At 70.6% G+C, this 22,823-nt stretch carries 22 protein-coding genes; 9 read left to right on the forward strand and 13 right to left on the reverse strand.

The annotated features are described in order from the left end of the window. Positions 1–70: 70 nt before the first annotated feature. Positions 71–976 carry a DUF5707 domain-containing protein gene (locus DVH02_RS05955; RefSeq protein WP_114622629.1) on the forward strand — a complete coding sequence of 302 codons (906 nt, stop codon included), beginning with the start codon at positions 71–73 and terminating at the stop codon, positions 974–976. Between the two features lie 87 nt (positions 977–1,063). On the opposite strand, the gene DVH02_RS05960 is transcribed toward DVH02_RS05955, so the two are convergent. Further along, the gene (locus DVH02_RS05960) at positions 1,064–3,574 is read right to left on the reverse strand and encodes an HAD-IC family P-type ATPase (protein ID WP_114622630.1); all 2,511 of its coding nucleotides are present in this window, start codon (positions 3,572–3,574) and stop codon (positions 1,064–1,066) included. A 193-nt stretch (positions 3,575–3,767) separates the two neighbouring features. Continuing rightward, a complete protein-coding gene (locus tag DVH02_RS05965) occupies positions 3,768–4,145 on the reverse strand; it encodes a DUF2530 domain-containing protein (protein ID WP_114622631.1) in 378 nt (125 codons plus the stop codon). A 285-nt stretch (positions 4,146–4,430) separates the two neighbouring features. Between DVH02_RS05965 and DVH02_RS05970 the strand changes: the two genes are divergently transcribed. Continuing rightward, positions 4,431–5,891, forward strand: a complete 1,461-nt coding sequence (locus DVH02_RS05970; RefSeq protein ID WP_114622632.1) for an NCS2 family permease — start codon at positions 4,431–4,433, stop codon at positions 5,889–5,891. 27 nt (positions 5,892–5,918) lie between these two features. Here the strand turns inward: DVH02_RS05970 and DVH02_RS05975 are convergent, their stop codons facing one another. Further along, on the reverse strand, positions 5,919–6,107 hold the full coding sequence (locus DVH02_RS05975) for a ribbon-helix-helix protein, CopG family (RefSeq protein WP_114622633.1): 189 nt from the start codon (positions 6,105–6,107) through the stop codon (positions 5,919–5,921). Between the two features lie 229 nt (positions 6,108–6,336). Here DVH02_RS05975 and DVH02_RS05980 point away from each other — a divergent pair, with 229 nt between their 5' ends. From DVH02_RS05980 to DVH02_RS05990, 3 genes are read left to right on the forward strand one after another with little or no spacing between them, the layout of a single operon-like run. Then, positions 6,337–6,783, forward strand: coding sequence for a MarR family winged helix-turn-helix transcriptional regulator (locus DVH02_RS05980; protein WP_114622634.1), 447 nt, complete (start codon positions 6,337–6,339; stop codon positions 6,781–6,783). A 29-nt stretch (positions 6,784–6,812) separates the two neighbouring features. Continuing rightward, complete coding sequence (locus DVH02_RS05985) at positions 6,813–8,378, forward strand: MFS transporter (protein WP_233518059.1); 1,566 nt, start codon at positions 6,813–6,815, stop codon at positions 8,376–8,378. Further along, entirely contained in the window at positions 8,375–8,776 is a 402-nt protein-coding gene (locus DVH02_RS05990; protein WP_114622635.1) for a 2'-5' RNA ligase family protein, read from the forward strand. Before DVH02_RS05985 ends, DVH02_RS05990 begins: the two co-directional genes overlap by 4 nt. A 196-nt stretch (positions 8,777–8,972) precedes the next feature. On the opposite strand, the gene DVH02_RS05995 is transcribed toward DVH02_RS05990, so the two are convergent. After that, the gene (locus tag DVH02_RS05995) at positions 8,973–9,845 is read right to left on the reverse strand and encodes an alpha/beta fold hydrolase (RefSeq protein ID WP_114622636.1); all 873 of its coding nucleotides are present in this window, start codon (positions 9,843–9,845) and stop codon (positions 8,973–8,975) included. Positions 9,846–9,953: 108 nt separating this feature from the next. Here DVH02_RS05995 and DVH02_RS06000 point away from each other — a divergent pair, with 108 nt between their 5' ends. After that, positions 9,954–10,421, forward strand: a complete 468-nt coding sequence (locus tag DVH02_RS06000) for a winged helix-turn-helix transcriptional regulator (protein WP_114622637.1) — start codon at positions 9,954–9,956, stop codon at positions 10,419–10,421. Between the two features lie 161 nt (positions 10,422–10,582). On the opposite strand, the gene DVH02_RS06005 is transcribed toward DVH02_RS06000, so the two are convergent. Next, complete coding sequence (locus DVH02_RS06005) at positions 10,583–11,566, reverse strand: aldo/keto reductase (protein ID WP_114622638.1); 984 nt, start codon at positions 11,564–11,566, stop codon at positions 10,583–10,585. Between the two features lie 417 nt (positions 11,567–11,983). Here DVH02_RS06005 and DVH02_RS06010 point away from each other — a divergent pair, with 417 nt between their 5' ends. Then, on the forward strand, positions 11,984–12,322 hold the full coding sequence (locus tag DVH02_RS06010; protein WP_147286010.1) for a hypothetical protein: 339 nt from the start codon (positions 11,984–11,986) through the stop codon (positions 12,320–12,322). Between the two features lie 164 nt (positions 12,323–12,486). Here the strand turns inward: DVH02_RS06010 and pip are convergent, their stop codons facing one another. Next, a complete protein-coding gene (pip, locus tag DVH02_RS06015; protein ID WP_114622640.1) occupies positions 12,487–13,518 on the reverse strand; it encodes a prolyl aminopeptidase in 1,032 nt (343 codons plus the stop codon). 182 nt (positions 13,519–13,700) lie between these two features. On the opposite strand from pip, the gene DVH02_RS06020 reads away from it, so the two are divergent. Beyond that, on the forward strand, positions 13,701–14,351 hold the full coding sequence (locus DVH02_RS06020) for a dihydrofolate reductase family protein (RefSeq protein WP_114622641.1): 651 nt from the start codon (positions 13,701–13,703) through the stop codon (positions 14,349–14,351). A gap of 56 nt (positions 14,352–14,407) precedes the next feature. Next, the gene (locus DVH02_RS06025) at positions 14,408–15,466 is read left to right on the forward strand and encodes an SdiA-regulated/phytase-like domain-containing protein (protein ID WP_114622642.1); all 1,059 of its coding nucleotides are present in this window, start codon (positions 14,408–14,410) and stop codon (positions 15,464–15,466) included. Between the two features lie 70 nt (positions 15,467–15,536). On the opposite strand, the gene serC is transcribed toward DVH02_RS06025, so the two are convergent. The 7 genes from serC to DVH02_RS06060 all read right to left on the reverse strand — a co-directional run bounded on the left by serC (position 15,537) and on the right by DVH02_RS06060 (position 22,634). Further along, on the reverse strand, positions 15,537–16,655 hold the full coding sequence (gene serC / locus DVH02_RS06030) for a phosphoserine transaminase (RefSeq protein ID WP_114622643.1): 1,119 nt from the start codon (positions 16,653–16,655) through the stop codon (positions 15,537–15,539). Positions 16,656–16,896: 241 nt separating this feature from the next. Next, positions 16,897–18,270, reverse strand: coding sequence for a cytochrome P450 family protein (locus tag DVH02_RS06035; protein ID WP_114622644.1), 1,374 nt, complete (start codon positions 18,268–18,270; stop codon positions 16,897–16,899). Between the two features lie 64 nt (positions 18,271–18,334). After that, positions 18,335–19,528 (reverse strand): cytochrome P450, encoded by a 1,194-nt coding sequence (locus tag DVH02_RS06040; RefSeq protein ID WP_114622664.1) that lies wholly within the window; start codon positions 19,526–19,528, stop codon positions 18,335–18,337. 155 nt (positions 19,529–19,683) lie between these two features. Beyond that, a complete protein-coding gene (locus DVH02_RS06045; protein WP_233518060.1) occupies positions 19,684–20,388 on the reverse strand; it encodes a GTP-binding protein in 705 nt (234 codons plus the stop codon). Beyond that, the gene (locus DVH02_RS06050; RefSeq protein WP_114622645.1) at positions 20,369–20,725 is read right to left on the reverse strand and encodes a DUF742 domain-containing protein; all 357 of its coding nucleotides are present in this window, start codon (positions 20,723–20,725) and stop codon (positions 20,369–20,371) included. The genes DVH02_RS06045 and DVH02_RS06050 overlap by 20 nt, the downstream gene beginning before the upstream one ends. Further along, the gene (locus tag DVH02_RS06055) at positions 20,722–21,153 is read right to left on the reverse strand and encodes a roadblock/LC7 domain-containing protein (protein WP_114622646.1); all 432 of its coding nucleotides are present in this window, start codon (positions 21,151–21,153) and stop codon (positions 20,722–20,724) included. The genes DVH02_RS06050 and DVH02_RS06055 overlap by 4 nt, the downstream gene beginning before the upstream one ends. Further along, the gene (locus DVH02_RS06060) at positions 21,150–22,634 is read right to left on the reverse strand and encodes a sensor histidine kinase (RefSeq protein WP_114622647.1); all 1,485 of its coding nucleotides are present in this window, start codon (positions 22,632–22,634) and stop codon (positions 21,150–21,152) included. The genes DVH02_RS06055 and DVH02_RS06060 overlap by 4 nt, the downstream gene beginning before the upstream one ends. Between the last annotated feature and the right edge of the window lie 189 nt (positions 22,635–22,823).

A 22,823-nucleotide genomic window follows, 5' to 3' on the forward strand; every position in this document is an offset into this window, starting at 1 on the left:
TCCGATGACATTTCGGGCCCGGCCGCGGTGGACGATGCGCCGAGGGGGCCCTTTTCACAGGGGGAAGTACATGCGTACGCGTGCCGCCGTCGCCGCTGTTTCCGGTGCTCTGGTCCTGTCCGCTCTCGCCGTGCCCGTGTCGCACGCGGCGGACTCCCGCCAGGACAGCGCCGAGCTGGCCCGTTCCATCGAATCGTCGTTCCGGGACCGCGTCGCCGCCGCTCCTTCCGCCGCGCCGAAGGGTGCCCTGGCGGGCACGGCGGCCAAGACGGTCAAGACGGCCGACACCGCGCCGAAGGTCACCAAGGTCGTGGTGAACGGCGGCAAGCCCGTCGTGCTGGGTGCCACCGGCAGCAAGAAGGTGTCGGTCTCCTACACCGTCAGCCACGCGTCCGGCATCTACTGGACGCTCTCGTACCTCTGGACCGGTGGCGCGAAGCTCGACTCCATCACCAACATCATCCTTCCTGAAGAGGACGAGCCCGTCTGCAAGGCGGTCAGTGCCACCACGTCGAACTGCACGTACACGGCCAAGGCCGAGGCGAGATACCTCTTCAACAACGAGGCCAAGAACTGGAACGTCGCCACCTATGTGGTCGCCAACAGCGCCGACTCCGCGGAGAAGGAGAAGGCCGGCACCGTCAAGTTCCAGCGCGCCTCGCAGCTGACCGTCACCGCGACGCCGAAGCCGGTGAAGAAGGGCAAGACCCTCACCGTCACGGGCAAGCTGTCCCGCGCGAACTGGGAGACCGGCAAGAACGCGGGTTACGCGGGCCAGCCGGTGAAGCTCCAGTTCCGTAAGAAGGGCAGCTCCACCTACACCACCATCAAGACGGTCAAGGGCTCCAGCACCGGCACCCTGAAGACCACCACCACCAAGACCACGGCCGAGGGCTACTGGCGCTGGAGCTTCGCCGGTACGGCCTCCACGCCGGCGGTCAGCGCGCCGGGCACCCTGGTCAAGATCAAGAAGTAGGACGGCACCGAGCGGCGGAAACGGAGGGGCCCGGTCGGCAGATGCCGACCGGGCCCCTCCACCGTCGCGCGGGGGACGACCGGCCCCCTACGCGGGCATCTTCCGCCCCACCAGCCGCCAGCAGTACTCCAGCGCGCCCGACGCCACCACCGCGATCGCCACCGCCGTCCACGGCATCACCGCGCCCACCAGCTTCAGCGCGAAGAAATGCTGGAGCGTCGGCACCACCAGGACCACCAGGAACGCCACCAGCATCGAGATCACCAGCCCCACCCGCCACCAGGTGTACGGGCGGGCCACGATCGCCAGCACCCAGATGGAGACCAGGAACAGCGTGAGCGTGGCCGCGCTGGTCTCCGCCTCCAGCGTGTTGGGGCCGCTGTAGTAATTCCGGGCGATCAGATACGTGGCGAACGTGGCGATGCCCGCGATCAGCCCCGAGGGGATCGCATAACGCATCACCCGGCGCACGAAGTTCGGCTGCGCGCGCTCCGTGTTCGGCGCCAGCGCCAGGAAGAACGCCGGGATGCCGATCGTCAGCGTCGACAGCAGCGTCAGATGGCGCGGCAGGAACGGATACTCCACCTGGAAACAGGCCACCAGGATGGCCAGCAGCACCGAGTAGACCGTCTTCGTCAGGAAGAGCGTCGCCACGCGCGTGATGTTCCCGATGACCCGGCGGCCCTCGGCCACCACGGACGGCAGCGTCGCGAAGCTGTTGTTCAGCAGGACGATCTGCGCGACCGCCCGCGTCGCCTCCGAGCCCGAGCCCATCGACACGCCGATGTCCGCGTCCTTGAGCGCGAGGACGTCGTTGACGCCGTCCCCGGTCATCGCGACCGTGTGGCCGCGCGACTGGAGCGCGCCGACCATGTCGCGCTTCTGCTGCGGGGTGACCCGGCCGAAGACCGCGCCCGATTCGAGCGCCCCGGCCATCTCCTCCTGGCCGGCCGGCAGCCGCCGGGCGTCGACCGTGTTCTCCGCGCCCGCCAGCCCCAGCTTCGCGGCGACCGCGCCGACCGAGACCGCGTTGTCGCCGGAGATGACCTTCGCGGCGACGTCCTGGCCGGCGAAGTACGCGAGGGTGTCGGCCGCGTCGGGCCGCAGCCGCTGCTCCAGGACCACCAGCGCGGCCGGCTCCGCGCCGGACGCGGCTTCGGGGGAGTCCAGTTCCGCGCCTGCCCTGGCCAGCAGCAGGACGCGCAGCCCCTGCCGGTTGAGGTCGTCGACCTCGGCCAGCGTGGGATCGTCCTCGCCGAGCAGGACGTCGGGCGCGCCGAGCAGCCAGCGCGAAGGCCCGTCGCCTGCCTTCTCCTCGAACGCCGCGCCGCTGTACTTCCGTACGGACGAGAAGGGCAGCGCGGCCGTCACCGGCCACTCGCCCCGGTCGCCGCGATAGGCGTCGTTGATCGCCGTGAGGCTGGCGTTGGGGCGCGAGTCGGAGGCGCCGATCGCGCCGAGCACCTGCCGTACGTACGCCTCGTCCGCGCCGCCCAGCGGACGCAGCTCGCTGACGTCCATGCCGCCCTCGGTGAGCGTGCCCGTCTTGTCCAGGCAGACCACGTTGACGCGCGCCAGCCCCTCGATGGCGGGCAGCTCCTGGACGAGGACCTTCATACGGCCGAGCCGGATGACACCGATCGCGAAGGCGACGGAGGTCAGCAGCACCAGCCCCTCGGGGATCATCGGGACGATGCCGCCGACGGTCCTGGCGATCGAGTTCTTGAAGTCGTTCTGCTTGACGACGAGCTGGCTGAGGATGAGTCCCAGCGCGGTCGGGATCATCATCCAGGTGACGTACTTGAGGATGGTGCTGATGCCGTTGCGCAGCTCGGAGTCGACCAGCGTGAACCGCGACGCCTCCTCGGCGAGCTGCGCCGCGTAGGCGTCGCGGCCGACCTTCGTCGCGTGGAACGCGCCGCCGCCCACCACCACGAAGCTGCCGGACATCACCGTGTCGCCGGGGCGCTTGAGCACGGGGTCGGCCTCGCCGGTGAGCAGCGACTCGTCGATTTCGAGGCTGTCGGCCTCGGCGACCACGCCGTCGACCACGACCTTGTCGCCCGGCCCCAGCTCGATGAGGTCGCCGAGGACGATCTCGGAGGTGGAGATCTCGGCCGCGACGCCGTCACGCCGTACGGTCGGCTTCGCCTCGCCGATGACCGCGAGACCGTCGAGGGTCTTCTTGGCGCGCAGCTCCTGGATGATGCCGATGCCGGTGTTGGCGATGATCACGAACCCGAAGAGGGTGTCCTGGATCGGCGCGACGAAGAACATGATCACCCAGAGCACGCCGATGATCGCGTTGAACCGGGTGAAGACGTTGCCCCGGACGATCTCCGAGGTGGAGCGGCTGCTGCGGACGGGTACGTCGTTGACCTCGCCCCGCGCGACGTGTTCCGCCACCTCGGCCGAGGTCAGGCCGGTGTGCCGGCTCGCGGGCTCGGGCGGCTTGATGGGGTGTACGGGGTCGAGTTCGGCGCCCGCGTCGATGGCGGGGCCGTCCTGGCGCGTGGCCGGGCCATGTGATCCACGGCCGTGCGGCTCGGGGCCGGGGGGCTCGGGGCCGTCGGTGTCGATCTTCGCCCGCTGCGTCATGGTAATGACGGTAAGGCCGGTCGGACCGGTTCACCCGCCGACCAGGCAGAAGATCAGACTCCGGGACGAGGAGGATCGTACCCAGGCAGGAGGGAGGGTCACCGGAAACGCGACTTTGGGCAGGGTGCGATCAGGGGAGCGGGGGGTTCGGCCCCGCCGACCCCGCCCGTCCCGTCAGCTCCCGCCGACCTCGTCAGCCTCCGTCGCGGCTGCCACTCCCGCCGGGGCTGCCGGTCCCGCCGGGGCTGCCGGTCCCGCCGGGGCTGCCACTCCCGCCGGGGCTGCCGGTCCCGTCGTCGGTCCCACCGGTCCCGGCTGCCGCCGCCGCGCGCTTGAGGGCCGCGTCCCGGCCGCGTACGTACCAGATGCCGATGAGGCCGAGTCCGGTGCCGGCGAGGCAGGTCCAGATCCACCACGCGTGTCCGTGGTCGCTGTACCAGCCGTAGAACGGGAGCTGGAGAACGAAGAGCGCGAACCAGAGGATCGTGCCGCCCGTGACGGTGCCGACGACCGGCCCCTCCAGGGGTTCGGGCGCCGGGTGGCGGGGGTTTCCCGTCAGAAAGCCGCTCATGGCAGTCAGTGTATGCGGGGGCCACGACGCCCGGGTTGATGGTGTGGACAGTACGGAAGAAGGCAGGTGACACACGGGTCTACGCGCGGAGATAGCGATCTTGGGCGGTCATATTCATACTGATGTATTCATACTGAAACCGTTTACTGGCTGACTTGTTCTGTTCGTGCGCCTGTGCAGAATCGTTCAGTTCCGCTGTTCGGCACGTCAGCTGTCCGGCGCGTCAGCGTCGTCCTCTGCCGCGTTCCCCTCCCCATCCCTCCCGTATGACGACTGAGGTTCCGCATGCCATCCTCGGCCACCGCTCCGGCCGGTTCCGACGCCCCGCCCCCGGCCTCCGGTTCCGGAGAGCCGACCGGCGGACTCGACCGCTTCTTCAAGATCTCGGAGCGCGGCTCCACAGTCGGTCGTGAGGTACGCGGCGGATTCGCCACCTTCTTCGCGATGGCGTACATCATCGTGCTGAACCCGATCATCCTCGGCAGCGCGAAGGACATGTACGGGCACCAGCTCGACAACGGGCAGCTGGTCACCGCGACCGTGCTGACCGCCGCCTTCTCCACCCTCCTCATGGGCGTCATCGGCAACGTCCCGATCGCCCTCGCGGCCGGTCTCGGCGTCAACACGATCGTCGCCCTCCAGCTCGCCCCCCGGATGAGCTGGCCCGACGCCATGGGCATGGTCGTCCTCGCCGGGTTCGTGGTGATGGTGCTGGTGGCGACCGGGCTGCGCGAGCGCGTGATGAGCGCGGTGCCCACCGGGCTGCGCAAGGGCATCGCGATCGGTATCGGCCTGTTCATCATGCTGATCGGCCTGGTCGACTCCGGCTTCGTCTCCCGCATCCCGGACGTCGCGCAGACCACCGTCCCGCTCCAGCTCGGCGGCAACGGCCATCTGCACGGCTGGCCGGTCCTGGTCTTCGCCCTCGGGGTGCTGCTCACGATCGTCCTGATCATCCGCAAGGTGCGGGGCGCGATCCTGATCTCCATCGTCGCGATGACCGTACTCGCGATGATCATCGACTCGGTCGTGAAGGTGCCCAGCTGGGGCCTGACCACCCCGAAGTGGCCCGGCAACCCGGTCTCCACCCCCGACTTCGGCCTGTTCTGGCACTTCAGCCCCTTCGGCGGCTTCGAGAAGGTCGGCGTGCTCACCGGCCTGCTGTTCGTCTTCACCGTGCTGCTGTCCTGCTTCTTCGACGCGATGGGCACGATCCTCGGCGTCGGCGACGAGGCCAAGCTGATGGACGAGAAGGGCAACCTCCCCGGGATCAACAAGGTCCTCTTCGTGGACGGCATCGCGGTCGCGGCCGGCGGCGTCGGCTCCGCCTCGGCGAACACCTGCTTCGTGGAGTCCACGGCCGGGGTCGGCGAGGGCGCCAGGACGGGCCTGGCGTCCGTCGTGACCGGCGCGCTCTTCGCGGTGGCGCTGTTCCTCACGCCGCTGGCGACGATGGTCCCGTCCCAGGCGGCGACGCCCGCCCTGGTGGCGGTCGGCTTCCTGATCCTCGCCGGGTCCGTACGGGACATCGACTGGAGCGACTTCACCATCGCCGTACCGGCCTTCCTGGCCATGGTGATGATGCCGTTCACCTACTCGATCACCAACGGCATCGGCATCGGCTTCATCACCTTCAGCGTGCTGCGCCTCGCGACCGGGCGAGGCCGCGAGGTGCCGGTGGCGATGTACGCCGTGTCGGCGGTGTTCGTCTTCTACTACGCGATGCCGGCGCTCGGGCTGACGTGACCCGGCCGGGGCCGGGGCCCCGCCGCGTCACTCCGTTGCCACTCCGTAGAACTTCTCCGTCTCGTCGACCGCCACCTTGAAGCGTTCGTCGAAGTCATCGCGAATGAGCGTCTGGGCCACATAGTCCTGGACGCTCATTCCGCGTCTGGCGGCGTGCTGCCGTATCCGGTCGAGCAGCTCACCGTCTATCCGCAGGCTGAGCACTGTCGATCCCATACGGACCAGGTTCGGGGGTGATAGTGGCTCGTCGTGTCACTTTCCGGAGCAAGCTCACTCGTAAGAGTGAGCGCGCGGCGCGGTACGGGCCGCCACGGCGGCCCGTGAGCGGCCGCCGGAAGCCCCGGAAGCCCGTCGGAAGGCCGTCCGGTGTCTGCCGGACGCCTGTCTGACGGGGGCTTGTCCTTCCGGTGGTATTTAGCATGGGTAATGAGTTAACCTAACAAACATGTCTGACCTGCCCCACGACGACGACAACGAGAACGCCGCCGCCGTGAACGCTCTCCGCTCCGCCGTCATGCGGCTGGGCCGGCGTCTGAAGCACCAGCGTGTGGACGAGTCGCTGAGCCCGACCGAGATGTCGGTGCTGGGCACCCTCGCCCGCTGTGGCTCGGCCACCCCGGGTGAGCTGGCCCGCAAGGAGCATGTGCAGCCACCGTCGATGACCCGCATCGTCGCGCTGCTCGAAGCGAAGGGTCTCGTCAGGCTGGAGCCGCACCCCGACGACCGTCGGCAGAAGGTGGTCAGCCAGACCGAACAGGCCGAGGCGATGCTCGAAGAGAGCCGCCGCAAGCGCAACGTCTGGCTGGCGTCCCTCGCCGAGGGCCTGGACGAGGACGAGTGGGCGAAGCTGCGCGCTGCCGCCCCCGTACTGGAGAAGCTCGCCCACTTGTAATCCGCGCGCCGTAAGGAGGCGAACCCCCATTGAGTACGGGATCCGGAGCAGACTCCGCCCCCGCACCGAAATCCACCCACGACAGCACCACGCACGACAGCACCACGCACCACAGCACCGCCCATGACGGCACCATCCACGACGGCCCGAGCGGGCCCGGGGCCACGACGCCCGGGGCCATCACACCCGAGGCCGTCATACCCGACGTCACCACCTCCGACGAACCGGTCGAGGCACCCGAGACGTACGACGCCGGGACCAGCGACAGCAGCAGCGGTAGCGACAGCGCCAGCGGTAGCGACAGCAGCAGTGGAAGCACCGGAAGCACCTTCTCGTCGCTGAAGATCCGCAATTACCGGCTGTTCGCGACCGGCGCCGTCGTCTCCAACATCGGTACGTGGATGTCCCGCATCACCCAGGACTGGCTGGTCCTCAGCCTCACCGGGTCATCGGCGGCCGTCGGCATCACGACAGCCCTCCAGTTCCTGCCGATGCTCCTCTTCGGTCTGTACGGCGGAGTCATCGCCGACCGCTACCCGAAGCGTCAGCTCCTGCTCGTCACCCAGAGCGCGATGGCGGTGTGCGGGATCTCCCTCGCCGTACTGACCCTCTCCGGACACGTCCAGGTCTGGCACGTCTATCTGATCGCGTTCATGCTCGGCATGGTCACGGTCATCGACAACCCCACCCGGCAGTCCTTCGTCTCCGAGATGGTCGGCCCTGACCAGCTGCGCAACGCGGTCAGTCTCAACTCGGCCAACTTCCAGTCCGCCCGGCTCATCGGCCCGGCGGTGGCCGGCGTACTGATCACCACGGTCGGCAGCGGCTGGGCCTTCATGCTGAACGGTCTGTCCTTCATCGCCCCGCTGACCGGACTCCTCCTGATGCGGCAGCACGAGCTGCACAAGTCCGTCCTCGTCCCGCGCGGAAAGGGCCAGCTCAGAGAGGGGCTGCGCTATGTGCGCGGACGCCCCGAGCTGATCTGGCCCATCGTCCTGGTCGGGTTCATCGGCACCTTCGGCTTCAACTTCCCGATCTGGCTGACGGCCTTCGCCCACGAGATCTTCCACGGCGGCGCCGGGATGTACGCCTTCTTCAACATCCTCATGGCGGCGGGCTCCCTCGCGGGCGCCCTGCTCTCCGCCCGCCGCCGCTCCAGCCGGATCCGGATGCTGGTGCTCGCGGCGATCGGCTTCGGGCTGCTGGAGATCCTGGTCTCCGTCTCGCCGTCCGTCTGGCTGTTCTCGCTGCTGCTCCTGCCGATCGGCATGATCGGCCTGACGGTCAACGTCAGCGCCAACACGAGCGTCCAGATGGCCTGCGACCCGGAGATGCGCGGCCGGGTGATGAGCCTCTACATGATGGTCTTCGTCGGCGGCACTCCCATAGGCGGCCCGCTCCTCGGCTGGGTCACCGACACCTACGGCGCCCGCATCGGCTTCGCCACGGGCGGCGTGGTCTCCCTGCTCGCGGCGGCGGCCGTCGGTCTGGTGCTGACCCGGCTGGCGGGGGTACGGCTGAAGGTCGACCTGCGCGGGGGACGCCCGCACATGGAGTTCGTACCGAAGGAACGGGAGCTGGCTACGGCCGCGTGAGCCGGGCCCTGTGGGCCGGGGCGGCCGGGGGCACCGCTGAGCTGTGCCTGCTCGCGGCGCGCGCCGACGCCGCCGCGCGCCGGGCCGGGGCGCCGATGAGCGAGCCCCGCCACCGCTACCGTCCGCACCTCACGCCCGCCCGCGACCGCAAGGGCGCGCACGTGGACCTCCAGCCGTACGCCGAGGCGCTGCGCGGCTTCGAGGGCGGCGCGTGGGAGGTCGGCGAGCTGGCCCTCGTCCACAGCCGTCTGCCGGTCTCGCGGGAGCCCCCCGCGCCCGGGGGCGCGGGGGCGCCGGGGGAGCGGCCCTCGTACGAGACGATCGCGCGCTGTCGCCTGGGCCGGTCCTGGCGCGGCCACGACCCCCCGGGCGACGGGACTGTCGGCGGTGGCCGTTAGGCTCGGAGAGTGGACCCCAAAACCCGTAACCGCATCATGGCCGGTGTGCTCGTGCTGATGTTCGCGATCATCGCCGTGGCAGCCGCCGTTGGTTAGGGTCTTTCGTTTGGATCAGGCCGGATCAGGGAGCGGTGCAGGACCCCGCGAGCCCGGCGTCATCCGAGCGAGAGGCCCTGGCTCCGGGGCGTGACGCGCTTCAGGCGGTCGCGCCCTCGTCCGCCAGGAACGGGCGCAGCAGCGTGAGCAGGGCGCGCGGCCGGTGCAGCGGGATGATGTGGCCGCAGTCCTCGATGAGGTGTGCGGTGAGATCGTCGGTGAACGGGCGGAGCTGGCGTTCCAGCGCGGCGCCGACGGGCTGGGATCCCAGCGCCATGGTCGGCACCGTCAGGCGGGCGGCGGCAACGGCCTGTTCGATCTGCGCGGCGCTCTCGGGCAGGGCCCGGTAGTACGAGAACGCGCGGCTCAACGCCTCGCGGCCGGTGTACGCGCGGACGAAGGCGTCCCGGACGGCGGGGCGCACTCCCTCGCCGAGCGTGCCGTTCCGCAGAAACCAGTCGACGTAAGCGTCCTCGTGTCCCTCCAGCACGGTCTCGGCGAGGCCGGGCGCGGCGGAATGGAAGCCGAACCACCACGGCGGCCCGCCGGCGAGGAAGTCCTCGGCACCGGGCAGCCTGCCCAGCAGGGACTCCATGACGACCAAGCGCCGGACGAGACCGGGGTGGCGCAGGGCGAGGAGGAAGGCCGGCGGGGTGCCCGCGTCAATGCCCACCACCGCGGCCGAGGACACGCCGAGCGCGGCGAGAAGCGCCGCGGCGTCCTCGGCCAGGGTGCCCGCGTCGTATCCGGAGGTGGCCCGGCTGCTGGCGCCGAACCCGCGCAGGTCCGGCGCGATGACGCGGTGGCTGCCGGACAGCTCGGCCATGACGTCCGTCCACAGCTCCCAGGTGTGCGGGAAGCCGTGCAGCAACAGGACGGCCGGGCCTGATCCGGCGAGGGCGACGTTCAGCTCGACGCCGTTGACGGGGACGCGACGCAGCTCGGGCAGGGGCTCGGGCGCAGACTCTGGCATGGAGGGCTCCAGGAGGGGAGGGGCGGTGAGGAATGGTGACAGGGTCACCGTAGGGAACTAGCCTGGTCCTCCCAAGACGGCACTTTTCCTTCAGGTGGTGAGCCCCGGGTGACCACGTCGAGTACCGGCGCACCGAGCCGACGGCCCGGTGACCGCGGTGACCTGCTGGATCCGTGCTGCCCGACCCGTCAATTGCTGGACCGCGTCGGCACCAAGTGGACATCGATGGTGGTCAAGATGCTGGCCGAACACGCTCCGGGCGAGCTGCGCTTCGCGGAGCTGCGGCGTCTTGTCCCTGGCATCTCCCAGAAGATGCTGTCCGTCACCCTGCGGAGCCTGGTCCGCGACGGCCTGGTCGCGCGCCGAGTGGAACCCACTGTGCCGCCCGCCGTCCACTACAGGCTCACCGAGCTGGGGCTGTCCCTCGAAGAGCCGCTCGCCGCCCTGCGGGTGTGGGCCGAGACGCACATGCCGGAGATCGACCGGAACAACCGGCTCGCCCTCGCCGACGAGTCGTCCCCGAGCCAGGACGTGGCGCGCGAGGATCCGGGCGCACCGGGCACAGCCGCTCGTTGACGCCCGCCACGAGGACGTACGTATGTGAGACGTACGTATGTGAGGACGTACATATGTGGGGTATGTACGTAGGTGCTGTCGTCAGGCCCGCCCCGGCCGCACAGCGATGAGCGCGGGTGCGGCCGGGGCGGGCCTGTACGACCGGGTGAACGCCTCACGTACTACCAGGCGAACGCCTCCGGGGACGGCCCCGGGCCCGGGAAGATCTCGTCCAGCGAGGACAGGACCTCCTCCGACAGCTCCAGCTCGATCGCCCGCAGCGCCGACTCCAACTGCCCGGCCGTGCGCGGTCCGACGATCGGGCCCGTCACGCCGGGACGCGTGAGCAGCCAGGCCAGAGCCGCCTCGCCCGGGTCGATGCCGTGCTTGTCGAGCAGGTCCTCGTACGCCTCCAGCTGCGCGCGCAGCGGCGAGTCGGCCAGCCGGTCGGCCGACCGGCTGCCCGAGGCGCCCTCGCGCTCCTTGCGGATCGCGCCGCCCAGCAGCCCGCTGCCCAGCGGCGACCACGGGATGACCCCGAGGCCGTACTCCTGGGCCGCCGGGATCACCTCCATCTCGGCGCGGCGCTCGACGAGGTTGTAGAGGCACTGCTCGCTGACCAGGCCGTTCGAGCCGAGACGGCGGGCCGTCTCGTTGGTCTGGGCGATCTTCCAGCCGGGGAAGTTGGAGGAGCCCGCGTAGAGGATCTTGCCCTGCTGGATCAGGGTGTCGATGGCCTGCCAGATCTCCTCGACCGGGGTGGCGCGGTCGATGTGGTGGAACTGGTACAGGTCGATGTGGTCGGTCTGCAGCCGCTTGAGGCTGGCGTCGACCGCGCGGCGGATGTTGAGGGCCGAGAGCTTGTCGTGGTTGGGCCACGCGTCGCCGTCGGCGGCCATGTTCCCGTAGACCTTGGTGGCGAGCACGACCTTGTCGCGGCGGTCGCCGCCCTTGGCGAACCAGGTGCCGAGGATCTCCTCCGTACGGCCCTTGTTCTCGCCCCACCCGTAGACATTGGCGGTGTCGAAGAAATTGATACCCGCGTCGAGAGCGGCGTCCATGATGGCGTGACTGTCGGCCTCATTGGTGAGAGGCCCGAAGTTCATCGTCCCGAGGACGAGTCGGCTGACCTTGAGTCCGGTGCGTCCGAGCTGCGTGTACTTCATGACTCCACACCCAACTCGTTCGAGCGCACTCGAAGCAAGAGCGAATACGCCTTGTGGCGGCCTGTTGTCGTCGGTCCGAAGGGGGTGGAGGCCGCTCGCTTGAGTTCACCCTTGAGGCCACCTGGGGTCCCCCTGAGGTCACCCCCGAGGTCACCCCTGAAGTCCCCCTGAGGTCGTCCACGTGTGAGTGATCTCGAATCAGTCGATCGGCTGCTTTCAGGCCATTGTCGGCTGTTTGCGCATGATGACCCCTTTCTGTGATCAACCTTCACTCCGAGTGACCGGGCGTGGGGCCGCTCACCAGGCACTCGGCCGGCGGTGTTCGACCACTGGTGGCTGAGCGTGGCCCTCATGCCCGTCCGTCTTCGCACCGCGTTTTCGTACCGCGTCTTCGTACCCGGAACATCGGAGGTTCCCTTGATCACTCGTACGCGACACACCCTCGCCGCCGTCGCCGCGACGCTCGCTCTCGGCGCGGGCGGGCTGCTGACCGCGGCGGCACCGGCCACGGCCGCCGCACCGCGGGCCCAGGCCCCGGCCGCGCTCAGCTGTACGCACCAGCTCCTGACCGGAAGTGGCGGCCACAAGGGCGCGGCCATCACGTGCCAGGGGTCCACCTTCACGGGCGTCATCGACTGCAAGAAGGGCGATCTCGTCTACCGGCACTTCGGCAACCGGGCCGCTTCGGGCGGTACGTCCACGGTCTGGTGCGACCTCGGGGCCCAGGTCGTCTTCGCGGGCGGAACCCCCTCATGAGGTGCTCACGAGGTGCTCATGCGGTCCGCATGGGGTCCTCGTGAGGTCCTCGTGAGGTCCGCATGAGGTCCGCATGAGGTAGCGGTAGCGGATCGCTACGACTCCGTCCCTGCCCTGACGGTCGGCGGGCCGTCAGGACAGGGCGTCGAGGGCGGCGGCTCGGGTCAGCCCGCGAACGCGTCGAGCGCGGCGCGCACTTCGTCGCGCTGCGTGTCGCTGCCCTTGTGGCCCGCGTCCTGGACGACGATCAGCCGCGCGTCGGGCCAGGCGCGGGCCAGCTCCCATGCGGTGCCGAGCGGGCCGCCGAGGTCGTAACGGCCGTGGACGAGCACACCGGGGATGCCCGCGAGCCGTCCCGCGTCGCGCAGCAGGGCCCCCTCGTCCAGCCAGGCGCCGTGGGAGAAGTAGTGGGCGCAGATCCGGACCAGGGCCTGCTGAGCGGTCGGGGGACGCTCGGCGTAGGGGGTGGGGGAGCCGTTCGGCTCCTGGGAGAGCACGGCGTCCTCCCAGGTGACCCAGTCGGCCGTGGCCCGCTCCCGTACGGCCTGATCGGGGCTCTCCACGAGCCGGGCGTACGCGCGCAGGGTCTCCCGCACCACGGCGCTCCGGTCGGCGGCCGGTCCCGACCACCCGGTCCTGCTGTCGTCCACCGGAAGACCGGCGCCGTTGCGGAACCGGTGCCACTCGGCCGGGAAGACCGCTCCCGCGCCGCCGTACAGCCACTCGATCTCGGAGCGGCGGGTGGTCGTCACGGAGGAGATGACGATCTCCGAGACGCGCTCGGGATGCGCCTCGGCGTACGCGAGGATCAGCGTCGAGCCCCAGGAGCCGCCGTACAGCAGCCAGCGCTCGATCCCGAGGTGCTCGCGCAGCCGCTCCATGTCGGCGATGAGGTGGGCAGTGGTGTTGTGGCGCATATCGGCGGCGGGGTCGGCCGCGTGCGGTGTGCTGCGCCCGCAGTTGCGCTGGTCGAACAGGACGGTGCGGTAGCGCTCCGGATCGAAGAACCGCCGCGCGTACGGGGTGCACCCGGACCCGGGCCCGCCGTGCACGACGAGCGCGGGCTTGCCCCGCGGATTGCCGCAGACCTCCCAGTGCACGAGATTGCCGTCACCGACGTCGAGCATGCCCTGCTCGTAGGGGTCGATGGGCGGGTGGAGCGGGCCTGCGCCGCTTGCGGTGCGCACAGGGCTCATGGGGACCTTTCGGGCAGGCGGGGCGGACGGCGCTACGTTGAAGACAGGGCCCAGGCGGAGGCGACCAAGAATACGAACAGGATGCTGCTCACGGATCGCGCACCTCCTGAATGATGGCGATGCGCAACTGTAGGGTGCGTCGATCAGGTGCCGATCGTCATCACCCGCTGAAGGTGCGTCCCATGTCCAAGGTCCGTGTGCAGAACTTTCATGTCTCCCTCGACGGCTACAGCGCAGGCGAGACGATCACGATCGACACACCCATCGGGGGCGCCGAGGGGCTGTTCGCGCGCTTCGACGGGCGGGTCATCCACGGCGTGGACGCCGTGGACGACCCGATCACCCTTGATCGCGCTCTCACGAGCCTCTGGGGCCAGGGCATCGGCGCCGAGATCATGGGCCGGGGCAAATTCGGTCCGCAGACCGGCGAGTGGACCGACGGCGACTGGCGCGGCTGGTGGGGCGACGAGCCTCCCTTCCGTACGCCCGTGGTGGTGCTCACCCACCACCGACGCGACCCCCTCCACTTCGACAACGGGACGAGTTTCCACTTCCTCGACGCCACCCCCGAGGACGCACTCGCCTACGCCCGGGACCTCGCGGACGGCCGGGACGTTCGCATCGGCGGTGGCCCCTCCACCGTCCGGCAGTTCCTGAGGGCCGACCTCATCGACTTCATGCACCTGGTCACCGTGCCCATCACCCTCGGCGCCGGGGTGTCGATGTGGGACGGGCCGGCCGGAGTCCAGGACCGCTTCACCATCGAGTCGGCGACCTCGGCAAGCGGCCTTACGCACCACTTCTGGAATCGCGTCATCGACGACAGGGCCTAGCTTGGACGTCCATCCTCGCGGAGGGGCCGCCGTGCCCGGGGTGGCAGGCTGGGGGGATGCGTTCGCTTCCGCTTCCGCGCCGTTCCGGTCCGCGCGCTCTTCGCGCGCACCGGACGGCCGCCGCTCTCGCCACCGCCGTCCTCCTGCTGAGCGGTGCTCCGGCCGTGGCCGCGGCGGAGGGGGCGCCCGACCGGGACTTCACCATCAAGGATCCGCGGATCACCGAGTCGAGCGGGCTGGCCGCCAGCCGTATCCACCCGGGCGTCTACTGGACGCACAACGACAGCGCCCACCCGCCGTACATCTACGCCGTGGACTCCCGGACCGGTGAGACCGTCGCGACGGTCACGCTGGAGGGCATCGGCGATATCAGGGACGCGGAGGCCATCTCCCTCGGCCCGGACGGGAACCTGTACGTCGGTGACATCGGCGACAACCTCGACGGGTCCTGGGACCACGTCTGGATCTACCGCTTTCCCGAGCCCGAGCAGCTCAAGGACGTCACCGTCCGCCCCACGCAGTTCACCGTGCGGTACGCGGACGGGCCGCGCGACGCCGAGTCGATGATGGTCCACCCGAAGACCGGGCGGGTCTACATCGCGTCGAAGAACCGTAGCGGCGGCGGGCTGTACGAAGGCCCCGAGAAGCTGACGGCGTCCGGTACGAACACGTTCCGGCGGATCGGCGAGGTGCCCTGGGTGACGGACGGCGCCTTCTCCCCGGACGGCGAGGAGCTGACGTTCCGCTCGTACTTCAGCGCCCGTACGTACGCGTGGAAGGACGGCGGCAGGCTCGGCGGGCACCGGGCGGTGAGCGCGCCGTTGCAGCGGCAGGCCGAGTCCGTGACGTACACGGCGGACGGGCGCGCGTTGATGTTCGGGACGGAGGGCGCCCACAGCGGCGTGGTGCGGGTGGACATCGCCAAGGGCACCGGCTCGGGCTCGGGCGCCGACGACGGCGCGGCGGGGAAGGGCTCAGGCGGCGCCGCGTCCTCCGGCGGTACGGGCGACGGCTCCGGCGGCCGGGGCAACGCCACTCTCGGCGCGTTCGTGCTCGCCGCGGCGGCGGCGCTGTTCTTCGGCTTCAGGCGGCTGCGCGGGCGTACCAAGGGCTGAACGACGCCGAAGGCCCCGGCTGCCGCGGGAGTACCGCGGCGGCCGGGGCCCTCTTGTCGGACGTTCGAGGTCAGAGGCGCTCGATGACGTAGTCCACGCAGGCCGTCAGGGCCTGGACGTCCGCCGGGTCGACCGCCGGGAACATCGCCACGCGCAGCTGGTTGCGGCCCAGCTTGCGGTAGGGCTCCGTGTCGACGATGCCGTTGGCGCGCAGGGCCTTGGCGACCGCCGTCGCGTCGATCTCGTCCGCGAAGTCGATCGTGCCGATGACCTGCGAGCGCTTCGCCGGGTCGACCACGAAGGGCGTCGCGTACTTGGAGGCTTCGGCCCAGCCGTACAGGTTGCGGGCGGACGCGGCCGTGCGGCCGGTCGCGAAGTCCAGGCCGCCCTGCGAGTTGAGCCAGTTCAGCTGCTCGTTGAGCAGGAAGAGCGTGGCCAGCGCCGGGGTGTTGTACGTCTGGTTCTTCAGCGAGTTGTCGATCGCCGTCGGCAGCGAGAAGAACTCGGGGACGTGGCGCCCCGAGCCGTGCACGCGCGCGGCGCGCTCCAGCGCGGCCGGTGAGAAGACGGCGATCCACAGGCCGCCGTCGGCGGCGAAGGACTTCTGCGGGGCGAAGTAGTAGACGTCCGTCTCGGCGATGTCCACCGGCAGACCACCCGCGCCGGACGTCGCGTCGACCAGCACGAGCGCGCCCTCATCGGCTCCGGCGACCCGCTCGACGGGCGCCGCGACACCGGTGGAGGTCTCGTTGTGGGTGAGCGCGTAGACGTCGACGCCCGCCTCCGCCGCCGGGTCCGGGTGCGAGCCGGGGTCGGCGGTGATGACGGTCGGCTCGGCGAGCCAGGGCGCGAGCTTCGCGGCCTTGGCGAACTTCGAGGAGAACTCGCCGAAGGAGAGGTGCTGCGACTTGTTCTCGATCAGACCGTGCGTCGCGACGTCCCAGAAGGCGGTGGAGCCGCCGTTGCCCAGGATCACCTCGTACCCCTCGGGGAGGTCGAAGAGGCTCCGTACGCCGTCCCGCACCGCGCCGACCAGGTTCTTCACCGGTGCCTGGCGGTGGGACGTGCCGAGCAGGGACGTGCCGGTCGCGGCGAGGGCGTCCACCGCCTCCGTCCGTACCTTGGAGGGCCCGGCGCCGAAACGGCCGTCGGCGGGCTTGATGTCAGCGGGAATCTGGATATCGGCCACGGGCCGGAGCGTAGCCGCTCCCGGCGCGACACCGTAATCCGTGTCCGTCGGGTGAGACATCCGAAGTGGCCGATTCGAGACGTACGAACCGGTACGAAGTGACGAGGGCGCCGAGCGCCGGGGGCCGCCCCGGTTCGTACGTACGCACAGGAACCCGGGGTGCGGGCCGCTGTGCGTACGTACGGAACGGGCGGCTGGGCGGCTGAACGGGCGGCTGGGCGGCTCGCGGCCGTCGCGCCGGTCAGGCCCGCAGCCGCACCGGCAGGTCGAACAGGTCGTTCTGTGTCACCACCGGCTTGTTGCGCAGCTCAGCAGCCGGTACCGCCAGGTCGAGGCCGGGGAAGCGGGCGTACAGCGCGGGCAGCGCCACCGACGCCTCCAGCCGGGAGAGCGCGGCTCCCGGGCAGACGTGCGGGCCGTGGCCGAAGGAGATGTGGCGGTTGGGGGTACGGGTGGCGTCGAAGTCGGCCGCCGTCGGACCGTGCTGCCGCTCGTCCCGGCCGATCGCGCCGAACGAGACGATCAGCGCTTCACCCCTGGGGAGGACGGCACCCGCGTCGCCCACCGCGATGTCCTCGGCCGCGAACCGGATCAGGACGTGTGAGGTGGGGGTGGACCAGCGCAGGGTCTCCTCGATCACGTTCTCCCACGGGATCTCCCCCTTCAGCACCTGTTCGCGCTGTTCGGGGTGGGTGCTCAGGGCGACGACCGCGTTGACGATCAGGCTGATGGTCGTCTCGTGACCGGCCGCGATCATCAGCTGGAGCGTGTTGACGATCTCCTCGGAGGTGAGCCGGTCGCCCTCCTCCGACGCCGCGATGAGCGCGCTGGTCAGATCGTCGCCGGGGGCCGCCCGCTTCGCGTCGACGACCCGGGTGAACAGCGCGCCGAGGTCCGCCATCATCCCCGGCACCTCCTCCGGCGGCGTCTGGGTGGAGAAGAACATCTCGAAGAGCGACTTGAGCTTCGGATGGTCGGCCGCGTCCACGCCCATCAGCTCGCTGACGACGCCCATCGGGAGCGGATAGGCGAACTCCGCCTTCAGGTCGACGGGCCCCACCGGGCCGCCCGGCTGCTGTGCGACGCCCGGGTCCTGTGTGCTGCCGGTCCCCTGCGCGACGCCCGGCCCCACCGCGCCGCTCGGCTCCTGTGCGCTCCGCTCCTCGTACCGTCGCTCCAGGTCGTCCAGCAGACCGTTCGTCAGCTTCTCGATACCCTCGCGCAGCCGCTCCACCCTGCGTACGGTCAGCGCCTGCGCGACCAGGGCGCGCAGCCTGCGGTGCTCCTCGCCGTCCGCCGTCAGCATCGAACGGCCGGGGTTGGCCAGCCCGATCAGCGGCCAGTCGAGCGGTATCACACCGCGCTGCCACGCGTCCCAGACGTCGATGTCCTTCACCAGCCGGGCGTCGGTCAGCAGCTGCCTGGCCTCGGCGTGGCGCGTCACCGCGTAACACCGCACCCCGCCGGGCAGCTCCACGCGCGCGAGGGGCCCTGCGGCGCGCAGCGCGGCGCTCTCCGCCTCCAGGTCGGTGACGAGGGGGTCGAGGACGATGACGCCGCCGGGATCGCCGGGAGTGTCAGCGCCCGCTGTCCGGTGGGCGTGGGGACAGGTCATGTCGTGCCTCCGTGAGCGGGGTCGGGTGGGTGGTCGTCGCGTCAGGGGGCCCGTACGGGGGTGGTCAGGGGCCCAGTACGGGGGTGGGCGTGAAGGTCACCGGCAGCTCCGTGAGACCGCGCAGCCACGGCGAGGGGCGCGGGGTGAGCGCCTCGGCCGGGACGGCGAGATCGATGTCGGGCAGCCGGTCGAGCAGCACCTCGATCCCGGTACGGGCGACGACCTCGGCGATCTCCTGCGCCGGGAACGGGCAGCGGTGCTCGCCGTGGCCGAACGAGAAGAAGGCGCTGTTGCCGCCGGTGAGCGCCGAGCCGTCCGTACGGATCTGCGGGTCGTAGTTGGCGGCGGCGAGGCCCAGCAGCAGCATGTCACCGGCCTGGATCCGGCGGTCGGCGAGGCGGGTGTCGCGGGTGGCCCAGCGGCCGGCGACGTTCTGGGTCGGGGTGTCCTCCCAGAGGACCTCGTTCATGGCCTCGGCCACGCTGTGCCGACCGGCGGACAGCGACGCGGCGAACCGGTCGTCGGTCAGCATCAGCCGCAGCGAGTTGCCGATCCAGTCGGCGGTGGGCTGGTGGCCCGCCGCCATCATCACCATCAGGTCCTCGGCGACCTCCTCGGCGGTGAAGCCCGCCGTGTTGGCCAGCATCATGGACGCGGCGTCGTGGCCGGGCTCCGCGCCCTTCGCTTCGAGCAGCGCCCGCATGGACGTGGCGAGGTGGCGCGCTCCCTCAAGGGCGCGCTCGCGGCCGTCGATCATGTCGTTGAGCGCGGTGACCAGGCCGGGGCCCTGCTCGTCGGGGAAGCCGTAGATCTTGGCGAGGACCCGTACGGGCAGGAGCATCGCGTACCGGCCGATGATGTCCGTACGGCCCTCCGCGCAGAAGCCGTCGATCAGCTCGTCGGCGAACTGCTCGGCGTGCCGACGGAGCGTGAACGGGTCGGCCGACTCCAGCGCGTCGCTGATCATCGCGGCGCGCTCTCGGTGGCGGGCGCCGACCGTGTAGAGGATGGACGGCTGCTTGCGGCCGATCATCGGGCGCAACGGCCAGTCGTCGGGGATGGCGTCCCACTGGTTCCACAGGTCGGAGTCGCGGCTGAACAGCGCCGGGTCGCCGGTGACCTGGTGCAGCTCGCGGTAGCCGAGGACCAGCCAGGCGGGGATGTCCCCGTCGAGGACGACCGGGGCGACGGCTCCGTGGTCGCGCCGCATCTCCCGGTAGACCCGCGTCGGTTCGGTCTGGAAGTGCGGGCCGCTCAGGGGGACGGGGGCGGTGCCCGCGTGGGCCGGGCAGCCCGGGGGAGGGGAGGCGGCCCCTGTCCCGGCCTCCGCGTCCGGTGGGGCCGGTGCGAGAGGCGAGGACGGTGAGGAGGGCGAGGACGGTGAGGAGGGCGAGGCCGGTGTGCTGGGCGTGGTCACGACGCTGCCTCCGGGGTCGGCTCGGCCGCTCTGCTCGTCGCGGACGGGTTCTGCGCGGACGGGTTTCGCGCGGACGCGGACATGCTCTGCGAGGACAGGGCGTGCAGGTGCTCGACGAGCGTGATCAGCACGTACTTGCTGGACGAGCGGTCCCGCGCGTCGCACTCCACCATCGGCACGTCGGGCCCCAGATCCAGTGCCTCCCGGATCTGCTCCTCCGTGTGGAGGGGCCCGCCGAAGTCGTTGCAGGCCACGATGAACGGCGTGTTGTGGTGCTCCAGGCGGTCGATCGCGTACCAGGAGTCGGAGAGCCGCCTGGTGTCGACGAGGACGACGGCGCCGAGCGTCCCGGAGAACAGCCGGTCCCAGAGAAACCAGAAACGTTCCTGCCCAGGGGCGCCGAACAGATAGAGCACCGAGCGCGCGTCCAGGGAGATCCGGCCGAAGTCGAAGGCGACGGTGGTCGAGGTCTTCCTCGACAGCCCTTCGAGATCGGCGAGTTCGTCGATCCCCTCGCCTGCGCGGGTCATCGTCTCCTCGGTGTTGAGGGGACGGATCTCACTCACGGAACGGACCATGGTCGTCTTGCCGGCACCGAAGCCGCCGACGATGACGATCTTCAGACCGTTGTCGGCGGTGTCGGCCAGGGACGGCCCGGCCGAGGACGGACCGGTGGGCCGTTCAAAGGTTGCGGAGTCCAACGAGCACCTGCTCCAGGAGTTCGGGATCGGGAAGGCGGTCGGCCGCCCTCGCCGTACGGGGATGACGGGCGCTGATCCGTCCGGTGTCGAGCAGATCGGCGAGCATGATCCGGACGATGCTGCCGGGCAGACCGAGTTCGGCGGCGATCTCCACGACCGCCACCGGGCTCCGGCACATCCGCAGGATCGCGACGTGCTCCGACTGCATGCCCGGCGCCGGATCGCTCTCCGCGACCACCAGCGTCACCAGGTCGAACGTGTCCGAGTCCGAATGGCTGCGCCCTCCGGTGAGGGTGTAGAGCCGGTCGGGGGACTCGTCCCGGCCCGGCCGGCTCATACCCGCACGCCGCTCTGTCCTTGTCCGGTGGCGCGCGGCGGTGAGCTGAGGTGCTCCCCGAGCTGCTCGACGAGTTCGCTCATGTTGTGCCCGACCAGGCCGACATCGGCGTCCTCGGTGGCGACGACCGCGAGGTGCGCGCCGTCACCGGCCTCCACGATCAGCAGGAGGCCGCCGTAGAACTCCGTCATGGCGGACCGTACGCCGCCCTGGCCGTTGCCGAACTCGACGGACGCGCCGTGCGACAGGCTCTGGATGCCGGCCGCGATGGCGGCGAGCTGGTCGGCCTGGTCGACGGAGAGTTCCGGGGTACGGCACAGCTTGAGGCCGTCCCGGGACAGGACGAGCGCGTGGCGGGCGCCGCTGGTGCGCTGGAGCAGGTTCTCCAGCAGCCAGTTGAGCTTCTCGTCGGTGGTGGTGCCGGTCATCGGGGATCGCCTTCCGAGGGTGTGGAGGTGGCCGGTGGTGGGGGAACGGGTGTGGGGGTCACGGCCTTGCGGAAGCTGCTGAAGCGGGCCGCCTGGGCGGCGGGGGTGGTGCTGGGCGCGGCCGTGGCCGGGCGCGCTTCGTCACGGGCGCGGGCCTTGGCCTCGCCGGTGCGCAGCAGGGCGGCGGCCAGCGTACGGCCGCGTCGGCGCTTGGGCAGGCCGCTCTCGCCGAGGTCGGCTCCGGGCGGGTCGGAAGCGGTGGGTGTGGCGGTGGTGGGTGTGGGTGTGGCGGCCGTGGTGGCGGGTGGGTTTGGTGCGTCCTGTACTTCCTGTACTTCTTCTTCTACTACTTCTGCTTCTGTTTCTTCTGTGCTCTGAGCTGCCTGTTCCGGGACCCGCGGCACAGCAGACGCTTTCCGGGCCCGTACGGGAGCGGGCGGCGGCGCGATGCCCACCGGCTGCGGCGCCGGGGAGCCGGGACGCAGCTCCGTGAGCAGCTCCTGCGGCAGCATCATCAGCGCGCCCGTACCGCCGCGCGCCGACGGCCTGAAGGAGACCGTCAGTCCGTGCTTGCGGGCCAGCCTGCCGACCACCGCGAGCCCGAGCCGGGTGCCGGACAACGCGCTGAGGTCGGACTTCTCGGCCGTCACCGCCCGCTCCGCCCGGCGCAGCTGGATATCGCTCATCACCAGCCCGCTGTCCTCGACGGTGACGACGACACCGGCCGGGACCTCCTCCACGTACACATGGACCTCGGCGGTCGGCGGCGAGAAGTTGGCCGCGTTGTCGAGGAGTTCGGCCAGCGCGTGCATGACGCCCTCGGCCGCGTGGCCCGCGATCGCGACCTGGCTGGTCGAGTGGAGCCGTACCCGCTGGTAGCCGCTGATCCGGCCCATCGCGCCGCGCAGGATGGACTCCATGACGATGGGCCGCGCCCACCGTCTGCCGGAGCGCGCCCCGGTCAGTACGGCGATGGAGTCGGCGATACGGCCTGCCTGGGCGGCGCGGTGGTCGAGGTGGAGCAGGTCGGTGAGGACGTCCTCGTCCGTGTGCCGGTGCTCCATCGCGCGCAGGTCGGCGAGGACGCTGGTCGCGATGGCCTGGACCCGGCCCGCCGCGTTGGCGCAGGCCGCCACGGTGGCCGTGCGTACGGCCTCGCTGCGGGCCGCGTCCTCGGCGGCCCGCCGGGCGTCGGCGACCGTACGGCGTACGTCCTCCTCGGCCCGTCTCGCCTTGGCGGCGAGCTGCTCGGCGCGGGCGGTGAACGCGGCCTCGCGGCCGCGCAGCCGCTCGACGAGGGAGCGGAAGTGGGCGGCGGCGGTGACGGCGGCGGTCAGGGCCGCGGCGCCCGCGCCCGCGCCCCACGCGAGCGGGGTCTGCGCGGAGGCGGGTGCGGCGGAGACCGCCCAGACGCACAGCAGGCCGGTGACGGCCGCCGAGATCAGCGCGGCCGGGACGGTCGACCGGAGTGAGGGGCGCACAGTCGGCTACCTCGTAGACGGGGGAAGTCGGACATTCCAGGACGCTCGGACGGCCCGGCAGGGCGTGCGCCGGAGCACGGGCATTTTTTGAACTTTACTCAAACGGTGGCCACTATAGGAGAATTGACGATCAGTTTGGGAGCTTCCTGCTCGTTTTCTTCTGTGAGTGGTTCTGTTGATCCACCTTGT

The sequence above is a fragment of the Streptomyces corynorhini genome, assembly GCF_003346515.1.
GTDB classification, from domain to species: Bacteria; Actinomycetota; Actinomycetes; order Streptomycetales; family Streptomycetaceae; genus Streptomyces; species Streptomyces corynorhini.

Excerpts from the sequence above, each read along its gene's own strand:
- DVH02_RS05960 (WP_114622630.1), bottom strand. The coding sequence starts at position 3,574 with ATGACGCAGCGGGCGAAGATCGACACCGACGGCCCCGAGCCCCCCGGC.
- DVH02_RS06025 (WP_114622642.1), top strand. The coding sequence starts at position 14,408 with ATGCGTTCGCTTCCGCTTCCGCGCCGTTCCGGTCCGCGCGCTCTTCGC.
- DVH02_RS05980 (WP_114622634.1), top strand. The coding sequence starts at position 6,337 with ATGTCTGACCTGCCCCACGACGACGACAACGAGAACGCCGCCGCCGTG.
- DVH02_RS06055 (WP_114622646.1), bottom strand. The coding sequence starts at position 21,153 with ATGACCGGCACCACCACCGACGAGAAGCTCAACTGGCTGCTGGAGAAC.
- DVH02_RS06005 (WP_114622638.1), bottom strand. The coding sequence starts at position 11,566 with ATGAAGTACACGCAGCTCGGACGCACCGGACTCAAGGTCAGCCGACTC.
- DVH02_RS05975 (WP_114622633.1), bottom strand. The coding sequence starts at position 6,107 with ATGGGATCGACAGTGCTCAGCCTGCGGATAGACGGTGAGCTGCTCGAC.
- DVH02_RS05970 (WP_114622632.1), top strand. The coding sequence starts at position 4,431 with ATGCCATCCTCGGCCACCGCTCCGGCCGGTTCCGACGCCCCGCCCCCG.
- DVH02_RS05995 (WP_114622636.1), bottom strand. The coding sequence starts at position 9,845 with ATGCCAGAGTCTGCGCCCGAGCCCCTGCCCGAGCTGCGTCGCGTCCCC.
- DVH02_RS06020 (WP_114622641.1), top strand. The coding sequence starts at position 13,701 with ATGTCCAAGGTCCGTGTGCAGAACTTTCATGTCTCCCTCGACGGCTAC.
- DVH02_RS05955 (WP_114622629.1), top strand. The coding sequence starts at position 71 with ATGCGTACGCGTGCCGCCGTCGCCGCTGTTTCCGGTGCTCTGGTCCTG.
- DVH02_RS06035 (WP_114622644.1), bottom strand. The coding sequence starts at position 18,270 with ATGACCTGTCCCCACGCCCACCGGACAGCGGGCGCTGACACTCCCGGC.
- pip (WP_114622640.1), bottom strand. The coding sequence starts at position 13,518 with ATGAGCCCTGTGCGCACCGCAAGCGGCGCAGGCCCGCTCCACCCGCCC.
- DVH02_RS06050 (WP_114622645.1), bottom strand. The coding sequence starts at position 20,725 with ATGAGCCGGCCGGGCCGGGACGAGTCCCCCGACCGGCTCTACACCCTC.
- DVH02_RS05965 (WP_114622631.1), bottom strand. The coding sequence starts at position 4,145 with ATGAGCGGCTTTCTGACGGGAAACCCCCGCCACCCGGCGCCCGAACCC.